This is a genomic window from Sinomonas sp. ASV322 (genome assembly GCF_030908245.1).
Taxonomy (GTDB): domain Bacteria; phylum Actinomycetota; class Actinomycetes; order Actinomycetales; family Micrococcaceae; genus Sinomonas.
In genome coordinates this window covers 12,621-27,483 of record NZ_JAVFJJ010000006.1, presented here as the reverse complement: position 1 = coordinate 27,483, position 14,863 = coordinate 12,621, and the positions used below count along the sequence as shown (strand labels likewise).

Annotated in this window: 12 protein-coding genes; 9 read left to right on the top strand and 3 right to left on the bottom strand. The window is 71.1% G+C overall.

Annotation, left to right across the window (positions count from 1 at the left end; all coding sequences use genetic code 11):
* The first annotated feature begins 11 nt into the window (after window positions 1-11).
* Complete coding sequence (locus tag RBS12_RS10020; protein WP_307965956.1) at window positions 12-665, top strand: 4'-phosphopantetheinyl transferase superfamily protein; 654 nt, start codon at window positions 12-14, stop codon at window positions 663-665.
* Between the two features lie 28 nt (window positions 666-693).
* Here RBS12_RS10020 and RBS12_RS10015 read toward each other — a convergent pair whose 3' ends face one another.
* The 3 genes from RBS12_RS10015 to RBS12_RS10005 are packed head-to-tail and all read right to left on the bottom strand — an operon-like array spanning window position 694 to window position 6,931.
* Window positions 694-2,067, bottom strand: coding sequence for a M1 family metallopeptidase (locus RBS12_RS10015; RefSeq protein ID WP_307965955.1), 1,374 nt, complete (start codon window positions 2,065-2,067; stop codon window positions 694-696).
* Entirely contained in the window at window positions 2,037-5,969 is a 3,933-nt protein-coding gene (locus RBS12_RS10010) for a Pls/PosA family non-ribosomal peptide synthetase (protein WP_307965954.1), read from the bottom strand. Before RBS12_RS10010 ends, RBS12_RS10015 begins: the two co-directional genes overlap by 31 nt.
* A complete protein-coding gene (locus tag RBS12_RS10005; protein WP_307965953.1) occupies window positions 5,966-6,931 on the bottom strand; it encodes a quinone oxidoreductase in 966 nt (321 codons plus the stop codon). Before RBS12_RS10005 ends, RBS12_RS10010 begins: the two co-directional genes overlap by 4 nt.
* A gap of 138 nt (window positions 6,932-7,069) precedes the next feature.
* On the opposite strand from RBS12_RS10005, the gene argC reads away from it, so the two are divergent.
* The 8 genes from argC (at window position 7,070) to RBS12_RS09965 (ending at window position 14,859) form a co-directional block, all read left to right on the top strand.
* Window positions 7,070-8,182, top strand: coding sequence for an N-acetyl-gamma-glutamyl-phosphate reductase (gene argC, locus RBS12_RS10000; RefSeq protein ID WP_307965952.1), 1,113 nt, complete (start codon window positions 7,070-7,072; stop codon window positions 8,180-8,182).
* The gene (gene argJ / locus RBS12_RS09995) at window positions 8,179-9,345 is read left to right on the top strand and encodes a bifunctional glutamate N-acetyltransferase/amino-acid acetyltransferase ArgJ (RefSeq protein WP_307965951.1); all 1,167 of its coding nucleotides are present in this window, start codon (window positions 8,179-8,181) and stop codon (window positions 9,343-9,345) included. The genes argC and argJ overlap by 4 nt, the downstream gene beginning before the upstream one ends.
* Before the next feature lie 7 nt (window positions 9,346-9,352).
* A complete protein-coding gene (gene argB / locus RBS12_RS09990) occupies window positions 9,353-10,309 on the top strand; it encodes an acetylglutamate kinase (RefSeq protein ID WP_307965950.1) in 957 nt (318 codons plus the stop codon).
* A complete protein-coding gene (locus RBS12_RS09985; protein ID WP_307965949.1) occupies window positions 10,306-11,634 on the top strand; it encodes an acetylornithine transaminase in 1,329 nt (442 codons plus the stop codon). Before argB ends, RBS12_RS09985 begins: the two co-directional genes overlap by 4 nt.
* A complete protein-coding gene (gene argF, locus RBS12_RS09980; protein ID WP_307965948.1) occupies window positions 11,631-12,596 on the top strand; it encodes an ornithine carbamoyltransferase in 966 nt (321 codons plus the stop codon). Before RBS12_RS09985 ends, argF begins: the two co-directional genes overlap by 4 nt.
* Window positions 12,593-13,120, top strand: coding sequence for an arginine repressor (locus RBS12_RS09975; RefSeq protein WP_307966142.1), 528 nt, complete (start codon window positions 12,593-12,595; stop codon window positions 13,118-13,120). The genes argF and RBS12_RS09975 overlap by 4 nt, the downstream gene beginning before the upstream one ends.
* A 20-nt stretch (window positions 13,121-13,140) precedes the next feature.
* A complete protein-coding gene (locus RBS12_RS09970; protein ID WP_307965946.1) occupies window positions 13,141-13,581 on the top strand; it encodes an SRPBCC family protein in 441 nt (146 codons plus the stop codon).
* 72 nt (window positions 13,582-13,653) lie between these two features.
* Window positions 13,654-14,859: an argininosuccinate synthase gene (locus RBS12_RS09965; protein ID WP_307965945.1), complete on the top strand. Its 1,206-nt coding sequence runs from the start codon at window positions 13,654-13,656 to the stop codon at window positions 14,857-14,859.
* The last annotated feature ends 4 nt before the right edge of the window (window positions 14,860-14,863 follow it).

Sequence of the window (14,863 nt, the reverse complement as noted above, 5' to 3'; positions counted from 1 at the left end):
ATCTGCTGCGCATGATGCTCCGCGCGGTGCCGCTAGGGCACCAAGGGTCTCCTCTTCCGGTCGGCCTGCCGACGGAAGGGGAGGCCCTTCGCGCGCGCGCCTTCACGGACGCACGGCAGGCGCACGAGTTCCTCGCCGGCCGCCTCGCCCTGCGCGGCTTCGTCGCGGAGGCGGTGGGCGCCGAGCCGGAAGCCATCGTCCCGCTCTACTGGTGCCCTGCGTGCGGCGCGGGTGAGCACGGCGCACCCGGGTTTGCGCTCGCGGCATCGGACGACGACGGCCTCGACGTCCCGCGTCCGGCACGCCTTCCCGTCGCCGCGAGCATGTCGCGTGCCGCGGGGTGGGCGCTCCTCGCGGTCGAGCCAGCCGGCGGCTCCGCTTCGGTGCGCGTCGGCGTCGACCTTGCGCGTCCCGCCGACTTCGCAACGATCCCGGAAGCCGCCTTCTCGCCCTCGGAACGCGTGCGCCTCGCCGACTCGCGTGACGCGCGGGTCGAGGCCGCGCGCCTGTGGGCGCGCAAGGAGGCCCTCCTTAAGGCTTTGGGAACGGGACTCCGCACCGATCCGGCTACTGTCGAGACCCTCGGCGATCCGCGCGTCGTCGACGTCGCCCCGCACAACCTAGGCCTCCCCACAGGCTTTGTCGCGGCAGCGGCCCTCCTCTGATCGGGCCCTCGCTGATCGGGCCCTCGCGCTACTTCGGCGGCGCCGGCAGGGCGCGCTGGTAGAGCCACGGGCGGAGGACGGCGGCGGCGTCGAACTTCCGCGCGCCGGCGCACACGCGGTCCAAGATCTCGACGAAATCGGCCGTCGAGGCGAGGCCGTGCCGATACTCCGACGCGAAGGCCCTGAGCGAGCGGAAGAAGCGGTCGTCGCCGACGGCGCGGCGCACGGCGTGCAGGGCGAGGGCCCCGCGCTTGTAGACCCGGTCGTCGAACATGTGATCGGGGCCCGGCACGCCAATCAGGAGATCCTGCGGCTTCGTCGCGAGGAGCTTCCAGGCGGCGGCCGCCCGCTCCTTGACCGGCGCGATCCCGGCCTCCTCGCTCCAGAGCCATTCGGCGTAGCACGCGAAGCCCTCGTGCAGCCAGATGTCCGCCCAGCAGCGCACGGTCACCGAATTGCCGAACCATTGGTGCGCGAGTTCGTGGGCGAGGAGCCGCTGGGCCTCCCACGTGCGCTTGATGTGGTTGCGCCCCACGATCGAGAGGGACTGGGCCTCGAGCGGGATCTCGAGCTCGTCTTCCGTGACCACGACCGTGTAGTCGCGGAAGGGGTACGGCCCGAAGAGCTCCGAGAAGAGCTTGACCATCCGGACCTGGTCCTTGAGGCCCGTGGCCGCCTCGGCGCGCAGCTCGGGCGGCACTGCCGCGAGGACGCGGACGCGGCCGGAACCCCGGTCGGGAAGGCGGCCGAGCTCGAGGTCGCGATAGCGCCCGATGAGCACTGTCGCAAGGTACGGGGACATCGGCTCGGGCTGGTCGTAGACCCAGGTCTCGCGGCTCGACCGCGTGCGGCGCGACGTGAGGACCCCGTTCGAGACCACGCGGTAGCCCGCGTCGGCCGTCACGGCGATGCGGAAGGCGGCCTTCTGGCTCGGGTGGTCGTTGCACGGGAACCACGTCGGGGCGCCCACGGGCTGCCCCGCGACGAGCACGCCGTCGTCGAGCTCCTCCCACCCGACTTCGCCCCAGCGGCCGTCGATGGGGCGCGGGCTGCCTTCGTAGCGGATCTCGAGGTCGAAGGCACGCCCCTTGGGAATGCGGTTCCGCGGGGTGACGACGAGCTGGTCGCCGCGCTGCGCCGACTTGGCCGGCTTCGCCCCGTCGACGAAGACCTTCGTCACCCGGAGTCCCGCGAGGCTCAGTGACACGGTGTCGAGCTTCTCGCGGGCTTCCGCGCGGATCCGTGCCTGCCCGCTCAGGCGGTTGCTCGCGAGCCTCACGTCGAGGTCGAGGTCGTAGCGCCGCACGCGGTAAGCGGCCGTTCCGTGCCCTGGCGTGTAGGGGTCTGGAAGGCGGGCGCCGCTCTTGGGGCTCACCGGGTCGGTCCCTTCGGCCTCGACCACGGAACCACGGGATTGCCCCGCCAATATGTCCCAGCCGGGATGGCCTCGCCGCGCATGACGAGCGACGCCGGCCCGACCGTTGCGCCCGAGCCGATGGCCGCGCCCGGAAGGACGACGCCGTGCGGCCCCATCGTCGCTCCCTCGCCGATCGCGACGGTCCCGATGCTCATGATCCGGTCGTGGAACAGGTGGGTCTGGACCACGCAGCCCCGATTCACGGTCGAGCTCGGGCCGAGTTCCACGAGGTCCGCTTCAGGAAGCCAGTAGCTCTCGCACCAGGCGCCCCGGCCGATTCGCGCCCCGAGCGCGCGCAGCCACCACACGAGGGCCGGCGTGCCGGCCGCGGCTCGTGCGAACCAGGGCGCCGCGACCATCTCGACGAACGCGTCCACGACCTCGTTGCGCCACACGAACGAGCTCCACAGCGGATGCTCTCCAGCGCGGATGCGGCCCACGAGGAGCCACTTCGCGACGACGGCGGAACCCGCGGCAAGCGCGCCCGCCGCAAGCATCACGGCGCCGCACACGAGCGCCGCGGGCAGGTAGCCCCACTGCGCGGCAAGCCAGTCGAGCACCACGAGCACGACGGCGGCGATCGCCACCGTTAGCACTACAGGAACCGCGCGGCACAGTTCCCAGAGTGCTCGCGCCACCTTGAGGCGCGACGGCGGGCTGAAGGTCCGCGCGGTGTCGGACTCGAGCGACGTGCGGCGGAGCCGCACGGGCGGGCTCCCGAGCCATGACGATCCCGACTTGGCCTTCTTGGGCGTCGCCGAGAGGACCGCGACGAGCCCGTTCTTCGGGACCGATCGGCCCGGCGCCGTCATGCCCGAGTTCCCGAGGAACGCGCGCTTGCCGACCTTGGCCGGAGCGATCCGCAGCCAGCCGCCGCCGAGCTCGTATGAGGCGACCATCGTGTCGTCGGCGAGGAATGCGCCGTCGCCCACCGTCGTCATCTTGGGCACGAGCAGGACTGTCGACGCCTCGACGTCCTTCCCCACGGTCGCGCCGAGCAGACGGAGCCACGTGGGGGTGAACAGGCTCGCATAGAGGGGAAACAGGAGATCCCGGGCCATATCGAGGACGCGCTCGGTCGCCCACACCTGCCAGCCCATGCGGCTGCGGATTGGGTAGGTGCCCTCGCGGAGCCCGAGGCCGAGCACTCGCGTGCAGCCCGCGACGAGAAGCAGGTTCGCGGCGAACCACGCGGCCGCTGCGAGCGGTGACGCGGCGAGGATGGACGGGAGCGCATCGTGCAGGCTCGTGTGCCCCGCGGCAGCCCACACGAGGACTCCTGCGGCCGCGGCCCCCGCAGCGTACGGGATGAGTGCGAGCAGGGACGAACCCGCCGCGAAGGCCGCGATCCAGAGTGCCTCGGCGAGCCGCGAACGCTGTTGTGTGGCCTCGGGCCAGTCGTGCTTGGCCTTGCCGATCCGTTCGGCGGGGGAGCCGGAGACCAACAGGCCGGCCTTGACGCGCCCCGAGACCGCCGAACCAGGCTCGACGACGGCGTTCGCGCCGATCTGCGCGCCCGGAAGCAGGGTGCTGCGCGAGCCGATCGTCGCTCCGGGGCCGATCCGCACGGGCCCCACGAAGACCGAGTCGCCGTCGATCCACCACCCCGCGAGGTCCACCTCGGGCTCGACGGAGGCGCCCTTCCCGAGCTCGAGCATGCCGGTGACGGGCGGAACGGAGTGCAGCACGGCGTCGCGGCCGATCTTCGCGCCGAGGGCCCGGGCGTAGTACGGGACCCACGGCGCGCTCGCGAGGCTCACGGCCTGCGCGAGATCCGCGATCTGTTCGGCGAGCCACAGCCGCAGATGCACGCTGCCCGAACGCGGGTATACGCCGGGCGTCAGGCCCCGCAGGAGCAATCGGGCCGAGACGACCGAGATCGCCATGCGCCCGAGCGGGCTCACGAACACAAGCCACGACGCCGCGACCCACCACCACGAGACGGTGGGCGCCGCCGAGAAGCCCGCGATGGCCGCGAGGACGTTGTTCGCGGCCATGAGATACGTGAGCCAGCGCATCCCGACGAGGATGAACAGGGGCACCCCGAGGAGGGTCTGGGCGAGCTGGGTCCGCGCCGAGGCGGGCTCGACCGAGCGTTCGACGGCGGGAGCAGCCGTGGAGCGCGCGCTCCCCGTGATCGCTTCGACGAGGGCGCCGACGCGCGGATGGGCGTAGACGTCCGCGACCGTGACGGTCGGGTAGCGGCGGCGCAGCGCCGAGACGAGCTGCGCGGCCGCGAGGGAGCCGCCGCCGTGGGCGAAGAAGTCGGCATCGAGGCTCGACGCCTGTGTTCCGAGCACGGCGGACCACTGCTCGACGACCCACGCAGCATCCTCGGGAAGCTCGAGCGCTTCGGCCGAGGTCGAGTCGGCCCCCGGGAGCGGCCACGGGAGCGCGCCGCGGTCCACCTTGCCGCTCGTCTTGGTCGGGAGCGTGTCGACGACGGCGAGGAGCGGCACGAGCGCGGCCGGGAGCGCGTGCGCGAGCCGCTCACGACACGCTGCGAGATCCGGCTCGGCGCCGTCCGACGGCGCGAGGTACCCGACGAGCACCTGGTTCCCGGCCGCCGTCGTCCGCACGGCCGCGGCGGCGCCCGCGATGCCCGGAAGCGCTTGGAGGGCCGCGTCGATCTCGCCGAGCTCGATCCGGCGCCCGCCGAGCTTGACCTGCTCGTCGGCGCGCCCCTGGAAGATGAGGCCGGTCGGCTCGAACGTCACGAGGTCGCCCGAGCGGTACGCGCGATCCCAGCCGATGGAGGGCATGGGGGCGTACTTCTCGGAGTCCTTCGCGGGGTCGAGGTATCTCGCGAGCCCGACGCCGCCGATGATGAGCTCCCCGACGCCGCCCTCGGACACCGGGACGCCTTCGGGGTCGACGATCGCGAGGTCCCAGCCGTCGAGCGGGAGGCCGATCCGCACGGGCCCTCCGTCGCCGAGCTGTGCCGCGCACGCGACGACGGTTGCCTCCGTGGGCCCGTACGTGTTCCAGACTTCGCGGCCTTCGACCGCGAGACGCTGGGCGAGCTCAGGCGGGCACGCCTCGCCGCCGAAGATGAGCAGGCGGACGTTCTCGAGGGCCTCGCCCGGCCAGAGCGCCGCGAGGGTCGGGACGGTCGAGACGACCGTGATGCCGCGTTGGACGAGCCACGGGCCGAGGTCCATGCCCGTCCGGACGAGGGCGCGCGGCGCGGGGACGAGGCACGCGCCGTGCCGCCACGCGAGCCACATCTCCTCGCACGAGGCGTCGAACGCGACCGAGAGGCCGGCGAGGACCCGGTCCTCGGGGCCGATCGGCTCGGGCTGCAGGAACAGGCGTGCCTCGGCGTCGACGAACGCGGCCGCGGAGCGGTGCTGGACGGCGACGCCCTTGGGCGTCCCGGTCGAGCCTGACGTGAAGATGATCCAGCAGTCGTCCTCGGGCTGGGGAGTCCTCGGGCTCGGGTGCGGAGCGGGTCGCTCCTTGCCAACGACGAGCGAGCCTTCGCCGCGCATGATGCCGGCGACGTGGGCTTCGCTGAAGACGAGCTTCGCGCGTTCGTCGGGGTCGTCGGCGTCGACGGGCACGTAGGCGGCGCCCACGAGCAGGATCGCAAGGATGGCGATGTACAGCTCGTTCGTTCCCGAGGGGATGCGCACGCCGATGCGGTCGCCGGCACCGAGGCCTGCCGCGTGAAGCTTCCGGCCGGTCGCACGCACCTCGTCGAGCAACTCGGCGTAGCTCAGCGCCCGCGTGCCGTCGTCGAGCGCGGGCGATTCGGGGAACGCCTCCGCGGTCGCGACGAGGATGTCGACGAGCGTCCTCGCCGGCGGGGTCCGCTCAGAGGCTGGGAGCTGCGGCCGATGAGGCCGCGCTGCCGCGTCGGCGGGAAGGGGCAGAGAATCGCTCACGGGACGAGGAGCACCTTGCCCGTCGTGGCGCGTCCCTCGAGGGCACGATGTGCCTCCGCGGCCGCTGCGAGCGGATAGGTCGCGCCAACGCGCACAGAGAGGGTGCCGTCGAGGGCCGCCGCGAAGATTTCGGACGAGCGCCACAGGCGTTCCTGCGGGTTGAGGAGGTGGTGCTTGAGGGTGGGGCGGGTCAGGAAGAGCGAGCCTCCTGCGTTGAGGCGCTGCGGATCGACGGGAGGAACCGGCCCCGAGGCCCCGCCGAACAGCACGAGCGTGCCTCGGACGCGCAGCGACGCAAGGGAGCCATCGAACGTATCGCGTCCCACGCCGTCGTACACGACGTCGACGCCCTCGCCCGAGGTGAGCTCCAGGACCTGCCGGTCAAAGCTCGAGTAGCGGATCGCGTGGTCTGCCCCAGCCCCGACGGCGAGCTCGGCCTTCTCGTCGCTCGATACGGTCGTGATGACCCGGGCGCCCTTGGCCTTGAGCAGCTGGATGAGGAGCAGCCCGACGCCGCCCGCGCCCGCGTGGACGAGGGCCGTCTGGCCCGGCTGGACGCGGAAGCTCGAGTTGATGAGGTAGTGGGCCGTCATGCCCTGGAGGGGGAGGGCTGCGGCCGCCGCGAGGTCGAGTCCCTCGGGGACGGGGAGGGCCTTGTCTGCTTCCACGAGCAGGTAGTCGGCATAGGCGCGGGAACCCTCGGCTGTCGCGACGCGATCGCCGACCGCGAAGCCCTCGATCCCCTCACCGACCTCCTCGACCGTTCCGGCAGCTTCCTCGCCGGGAATGAACGGGAACGGGACGCTGTAGATGCCCTGACGCTGATACGTCTCGATGAAGTTGACGCCCGTCGCGGCGACCTTGACGAGGAGCTGGCCCGGGCCCGCCTCGGGCTTTTCGACGACCGTCGGCACAAGGACTTCGGGACCTCCCGGCGCGGTGGCGACGATGGCGTTGATCATGGGTTCGCTCCTATTGCTAGCGATGCTTCCTTGAGTTTTCTTGCGTTCTCGTCCGTGCCCCATCCTAGGAGGCAGCACCCCCGATTCTTTCATGCATAAATATTGATACTTCTGCATAACTTTGCCTATAGTGGCCAGGTGACTATTACCGCAGCAGTGTCCGGGGCCAGCGGCTACGCCGGGGGAGAGGTCCTCCGCCTGCTCGCCAACCATCCCGAGATCGAGATCGGCGCGATCACCGCGCACAGCAGCGCGGGCGCCCGCCTCGGCGAGCTCCAGCCTCACCTCCTGCCGCTCGCGGACCGCGTCATCGTCGATACGACGGCCGAGAACCTCGCAGGGCACGACGTCGTGTTCCTGGCCCTTCCGCACGGCGCGTCCGCCGAGGTCGCGGCCCAGCTCCCCGCGGACACGCTCGTGATCGACGCGGGCGCGGATCACCGCCTCGAGGATCCCGAGGCGTGGTTCAAGTTCTACCGCTCGGAGCACGCCGGGACGTGGCCGTATGGCCTGCCTGAGCTTCTTTTGGGTGGCGGGGCGGGTTCGGGTGGCGGGGCGGGTTCGGGTGGTGGGGTGGGTTCGGGTGGCGGGGCGGGTGAGATAGACAAGCAGCGCGAGAAGCTGCGCGGCGCCCGCCGCATCGCGGTGCCCGGCTGCTACCCGACGTCGGCACTCCTCGCGCTCGTTCCCGGCTTCGCCGCCGGGCTGCTCGAGCCCGAGGACGTGGTGATTGTCTCGGCTTCGGGCACGTCCGGCGCGGGCAAGTCGGTCAAGCCGCATCTTCTCGGCTCCGAGGTCATGGGCTCCATGAGCCCGTACGGCGTGGGCGGCGGCCACCGCCACACGCCCGAGATCGAACAGGGCCTCTCGAACGCCGCCGGCGAGTCGGTGCGGATTTCGTTCACGCCGACGCTGGCCCCCATGAGCCGCGGGATCCTGACGACGGCGACGGCGCGGGTCAAGCCGGGCGTCAACGAGGCCGCACTGCGGGCGGCCTGGGAGACGGCCTACCGCGACGAGGCCTTCGTCCACGTTCTTCCCGAAGGCCAGTGGCCCGCGACCCAGATGGTGCTCGGTTCGAACAACGCCGCCATGCAGCTTGCGTTCGACGAGCACGCGGGGCGCGTCATCGTGAGCTCCGTCATCGACAATCTGACCAAGGGCACCGCGGGCGGCGCGGTGCAGTCCATGAACATCGCGCTGGGCCTTCCCGAGGGCGCCGGCCTCGCACAGCTGGGAGTTGCACCGTGACCGTCACCGCACCCAAGGGCTTCCGGGCCGCCGGCGTCACCGCCGGGATCAAGGCCTCGGGCAAGCCCGACGTCGCGCTCGTCGTCAACGACGGGCCAGACAAGAACGCCGCCGCGGTGTTCACCTCGAACCGCGTCGCGGCCGCGCCCGTCCACTGGTCCCGCCAGGCGATCTCCGACGGCCGCGCGGACGCCGTCATCCTCAACTCGGGCGGGGCGAACGCATGCACCGGCCCGCAGGGCTTCCAGAATGCGCACACGACGGCGGAGAAGACCGCGGAACGGCTCGGGATCTCGGCGGGCGACGTCGTCGTCTGCTCGACGGGCCTCATCGGCGAGCAGCTCCCCATGGACAAGATCCTCGCGGGCGTCGACGCGGCATCCGCCGGGCTCGCGGCCGACGGCGGGCACGACGCCGCCGTCGCCATCATGACGACCGATACGGTGCCGAAGGAGGCGGTCTTCACGGGCACGGACTCGGAGGGCGCGGAGTTCACGATCGGAGGGATCGCGAAGGGCGCCGGCATGCTCGCGCCGGGCCTCGCGACGATGCTCGTCGTCCTCACGACCGACGCCGTGACGAACTCGGAGATGCTCGACGCCGCGCTGCGCGACGCCGTGCGCGTGACGTTCAACCGCGCGGATTCGGACGGCTGCATGTCCACGAACGACACCGTCGTGCTGCTGTCGTCGGGCGCCTCCGGCGCCGTCCCGGACGCCGTCGACTTCACGGAGGGCCTCACGCAGGTCTGCGCCGAGCTCGCTCGCAAGCTCATCGCCGACGCCGAGGGCGCGAGCCACGACATCGCGATCCGCGCCTTCAACGCGGCGTCCGAGAGCGACGCCGAAGTCGTCGCGCGTGCCGTCGCCCGCTCCAACCTCTTCAAGACGGCGATCTTCGGCAAGGACCCCAACTGGGGCCGCGTGCTCTCGGCCGTGGGCACGACGGACGCCGTGTTCGAGCCGGATGAGCTGAGCGTCACGATCAACGGCGTCGAGGTCTGCCGGAAGGGCGGCATCGGCGAGGACCGCTCGCTCGTGGACCTCGGGCCGCGCGATGTGCTCGTCGAGATCGACCTCCAGGCCGGCGACGCGGAGGCGACGATCCTCACGAACGATCTCACGCACGACTACGTGCATGAGAACAGCGCGTATTCGAGCTGAGGCCCCCATGACCCAGGCTGAGACGGCTCCCCACAACATCCGCCTCGCGATGGACAAGGCGGCCACGCTCATCGAGGCGCTCCCGTGGATCCAGAAGTTCGCGGGCAGCACGATGGTCGTCAAGTACGGCGGCAACGCGATGGTCAACGACGAGCTCCGGCGCGCGTTCGCCCAGGACATCGTGTTCCTCCACCACGCGGGCATCCACCCCGTGGTCGTCCACGGCGGTGGCCCCCAGATCAACGCGATGCTCAAGCGCGTCGGGATCGAGAGCGAGTTCAAGGGCGGCCTGCGCGTGACGACGCCCGAGACGATGGACGTCGTCCGCATGGTCCTCACGGGCCAAGTCGGGCGCGAGCTCGTCGGGCTCATCAATTCGCACGGCCCGTACGCTGTCGGCCTCTCGGGCGAGGACGCCGGGCTCCTGCGCGCGGTCAGGACCGGCGCCGTCGTTGACGGCGAGCCGGTGGACATCGGGCTCGTCGGCGAGGTTGTCGGCGTCGACCCGGGCGCGGTGCACGACATCCTCGAGGCGGGTCGCATCCCGGTCATCTCGACGGTTGCGCCGGAGGTCGCCCTGGCAGCGGGCGACGACGGCGTCGAGCACTATGTGCCCACGGGCCAGGTCCTCAACGTCAACGCGGACACGGCCGCGGCCGCCGTCGCGGTCGCCCTCAACGCGTCGCGCCTCGTCGTGCTCACCGACGTCGAGGGGCTCTACCGGAACTGGCCGGACAAGGATTCGCTCGTCTCGCAGATCGCCGCCTCCGAGCTGCGGGACATGCTTCCGAGCCTCGAATCGGGAATGATCCCCAAGATGGCGGCCTGCCTCAAGGCGGTCTCGGAAGGCGTGGACCGCGCGGCGATCGTCGACGGGCGCAGCCCTCACACGATGCTCCTCGAGATCTTCACCGATGCGGGCGTCGGAACGCAGGTCGTGCCCGACGCAGAAGGAGTACTATGAGCACCCCCAACACCCCCGAAACCCGTCCGGTCCGTCCGATCTCTGACCTCGTCGGCACGTCGACGGGAGAGTCCTGGCTCGCCCGCTACTCGAACTCGCTCATGGGCGTGTTCGGCACCCCGCAGCGCGTCCTCGTGCGCGGGCAGGGCTGCTACGTGTGGGACGCGGACGGCAAGCAGTACCTCGACCTGCTCGGCGGAATCGCGGTCAACGCGCTCGGCCACGCGCATCCTTTCGTTACGAGTGTCATCTCGTCGCAGCTCGCGACCCTCGGCCACGTCTCGAACTTCTTCACGAGCCCGACCCAGGTCGCGCTCGCGGAGAAGCTCCTCGAGCTCGCCAACGCCCCTGCGGGCTCGAAGGTGTTCTTCGCGAACTCGGGCACCGAGGCGAACGAGGCCGCGTTCAAGCTGGCCCGGATGAACACCAGGAACGCGGGCGACGGCGGCGCGCGGCGCACGAAGATCGTCGCCCTGGAGGGCGCATTCCACGGGCGCACGATGGGGGCGCTCGCGCTCACGGCCAAGAAGGCGTACCGCGAGCCGTTCGCCCCGCTGCCTGCCGGCGTCGTCCATGTCCCGTTCGGCGACCTCGACGCCCTCCGCGCCGAAGTCGACGAGACGACGCAGGCCCTCTTCCTGGAACCGATCCAGGGCGAGGCCGGCGTCGTGCCCCTTCCCGAGGGCTACCTCGCCGAGGCGCGACGCATCACGCGCGACGTCGGCGCCCTCCTCATCGTCGATGAGGTCCAGACGGGCGTCGGGCGCACGGGCGAGTGGTTTGCCATCGGGGATTCGGGTGTGGTCCCGGACGCGATGTCCCTCGCGAAGGGCCTCGGCGGCGGATTCCCGATCGGCGCGCTCATCACGTTCGGTCCCGAGAACAGCGCGCTCCTCTCCGCCGGTCAGCACGGCACGACGTTCGGAGGCAACCCGGTCGCGACCGCGGCGGCCCTCGCGACGCTGCACGTGATCGAGAGCCAGGGCGTGCTCGCCAACGTGCGGGCTGTGGGGGACCATGTGCGCTCGGCCCTCGCGAAGCTCCCCGAGGTCGCGGAGGTGCGCGGCCGCGGTCTCCTCATCGGCTTCGACCTGGCGCTCCCAGGCGGGGTGCCCGGGGATGCGAATCTCGCGGCCGCCGTCGTCGAGGCTGGCCTCGCGGCCGGCTTCATCGTCAACGCGCCCGGCCCGCGTACGATCCGCCTCGCGCCGCCGCTCATCCTCACTCCCGATCAGGCGGACACCTTCCTTGCCGCGCTTCCCGAGCTAGTCTCCCGGGCCGCCGCCGCGCTCACCCAGCAGCTCTCCCACCAGGAGGATTCATGACTGTCCGGCACTTCCTCAAGGACACCGATCTCACCCCGGCCGAGCAGGCCGAGGTCCTCGACCTCGCGGTCAGGCTCAAGGCGGCTCCCTACTCGGCGCAGCCGCTCGCGGGAGAAGGCTCCGCGCGCAAGACCGTCGCCGTCATCTTCGACAAGACGTCGACGCGTACGCGGGTCTCGTTCGCGACCGGCATCTCGGACTTGGGCGGCGCTCCGCTCATCATCAACCCGGGCGAGGCTCAGATCGGTCACAAGGAGTCCGTCGAGGACACGGCCAAGGTGCTCGAGCGCATGGTCGCGGCGATCGTGTGGCGCACGGGGGCCCATCAGGGGCTCGTCGACATGGCGGCGAACTCGCGCGTTCCCGTCGTCAACGCGCTGTGCGACGACTATCACCCGTGCCAGCTCCTCGCGGACTTGCTCACCGTCCGCGAGCACAAGGGCGAGCTGGCGGGGCTCTCGCTCGCGTACGTCGGCGACGCCGCGAACAACATGGCCAACTCGTACCTCCTTGCGGGGGTCACCGCCGGCATGCACGTGCGCGTCGCGGGTCCGGATGGCTACCTCCCTGCGGCGGAGATCGTGGCGGAGGCCGAGAAGGTCGCCGCGGAGACCGGGGGATCCGTGCTCGTCACGACCGACGCGTCCGCCGCCCTCGCCGGCGCCGACGTCGTCGCGACGGACACGTGGGTCTCGATGGGCCAGGAGTCCGAGAAGGCGGCACGGCTCACGCTCTTCCGCGACTACAGCGTCGATGCGGCTGCGATGGCGAAGGCCGCGCCGGACGCCGTGTTCCTCCATTGCCTCCCCGCCTATCGGGGCTACGAGGTCTCGGCCGACGTCATCGACGGCCCGCAGTCGATCGTGTGGGACGAGGCCGAGAACCGGCTGCACGCCCAGAAGGCGCTCCTCGCGTGGCTCCTGCACCGGTCGGGCCAGGCAGTGGTGGACGGGCTGGGCTGAGTGCCGTGAGCGTCGCTTCCGGTCCCGCCCCGCAGACGAAGGCCGCCCGCCAGGCGCGCGTCCGTGCGCTGCTCGCGGGGCAGTCTGTGCGCTCGCAGGCGGAGCTCGCGGCGCTGCTCGCGGACGACGGCGTGCAGGTCACCCAGGCGACGCTCTCCCGCGACCTCGTCGAGATCGGCGCGGTCCGCGTCCGCGGCACGGACGGCGGGCTCGTGTACGCGGTGCGCGGCGAGGGCGGCGACCGGAGCCCCCGTTCGGGGCTCGCCCCCGAGGTGCTCGACGCACGGCTCGCGAAGCTGTGCGCCGAACTGCTCGTGACCGCCGAGTCGAGCGCGAACATCGTCGTCCTCCGCACCCCGCCGGGCGCCGCGAACTTCCTTGCGCTCGCGATCGACCACTCCGTCATCCCGGCGATCCTCGGCACGATCGCGGGCGACGACACGGTCATGATCGTGACGCGGGACCCCTTCGGAGGCGAGGCGGTCGCGGCGCGCTTCCTCGAGCTCGCTTCCCAAGGCGCATGAGCGACCGGCACGATGGGGACATGGCTGTTACCGACATGTCTGCCTTTGACCGCATCGACAAGTCCATCGACATCGCCGCTCCCGCCGACCGCGTCTGGGAGTTCGTCTCGGAACCCGGGTGGTTCATCAACGACGGCGCCTACCGCTCCCACGAGATCACGCACGACGGCGACGTGAGCCTCGTGCGGGACCCGGTCCACGGCGACTTCGGGTTCCGGGCCGTGGAGCTGGACGCGCCGCGCCACGCGGCCTTCAGGTGGGTCGGCGAGGGCGCGGGAACGACCCTGGTGGAGTTCTTCGTCGATCCGCGCGACGGCGGCACGACCCTCCGCGTCGTCGAGACAGGCTTCGCGTCGCTGCCCGGGAGCGACGCGGAGCGCCGGGCGGCGTTCGACGGCAACAGCGAGGGGTGGGACGTCGAGCTTGGCGTCGCGAGAACCGCGTGCGAAGCCGCGATCTAAACCTGCTGCATAGTTATGTAGACTTCTGAATAACAATTCGTCACCTCCCACGACATCTGCAAGGAGAACACCGTGAAGGATCGCATCGTCCTCGCCTACTCGGGCGGCCTCGACACCTCCGTCGCGATCGGCTGGATCGCCGACGCCACCGGAGCCGAGGTCATCGCCGTCGCCGTCGACGTCGGGCAGGGCGGGGAGAGCCTCGAGACCGTGCGCCAGCGCGCCCTCGGCTGCGGCGCCGTCGAGGCCTACGTCGCGGACGCGCGCGACGAGTTCGCGAACGAGTACTGCGTGCCGACCCTCAAGGCAAACGGCCTGTACCAGGGCCACTACCCGCTCGTCTCGGCGATCTCTCGCCCCGTCATCGTCAAGCACCTCGTCAAGGCCGCGCGCGAGTTCGGCGCGACGACCGTGGCGCACGGCTGCACGGGCAAGGGCAACGACCAGGTCCGCTTCGAGGTCGGCATCCAGACGCTCGGCCCGGACCTCAAGTGCATCGCTCCCGTCCGTGATCTCGCGCTTACGCGCGACAAGGCCATCGCGTACGCCGAGGAGAAGCACCTCCCGATCGTCACGACGAAGAAGAACCCCTACTCGATCGATCAGAACGTGTGGGGCCGCGCCGTCGAGACGGGCTACCTCGAGGACATCTGGAACGCGCCGACGAAGGACATCTACGACTACACGGCGAGCCCCGAGTTCCCGCCGGCGCCGGATGAGGTCACGATCACGTTCGTCCAGGGCGTGCCGACGGCGCTCGACGGCGTGGCGCTGAGCCCGCTCCAGGTCATCCAGGAGCTCAACCGCCGCGCGGGCGCGCAGGGCGTGGGCCGCATCGACGTCGTCGAGGACCGGCTCGTGGGCATCAAGAGCCGCGAGATCTACGAGGCTCCCGGCGCGATGGCCCTCATCACGGCGCACAAGCACCTCGAGGACGTCACGATCGAGCGCGAGCACGCGCGCTTCAAGGCGACCGTGGGCCAGCGCTGGTCCGAGCTCGTGTACGACGGCCAGTGGTTCTCGCCGCTCAAGCGCGCGCTCGACGGCTTCATCGAGGACAGCCAGCAGTATGTCTCGGGCGACATCCGCATGACCCTCCACGGCGGCCAGGCCATTGTCAACGGCCGCCGCTCGGACACGTCGCTCTACGACTTCAGCCTCGCGACGTACGACACGGGCGATACGTTCGACCAGTCGAGCGCGAAGGGCTTCATCGACATCTGGGGCATGGCGTCGAAGGTCGCGTCGGGCCGCGACCAGCGGGTCGCGGGGGAGTAGGGTT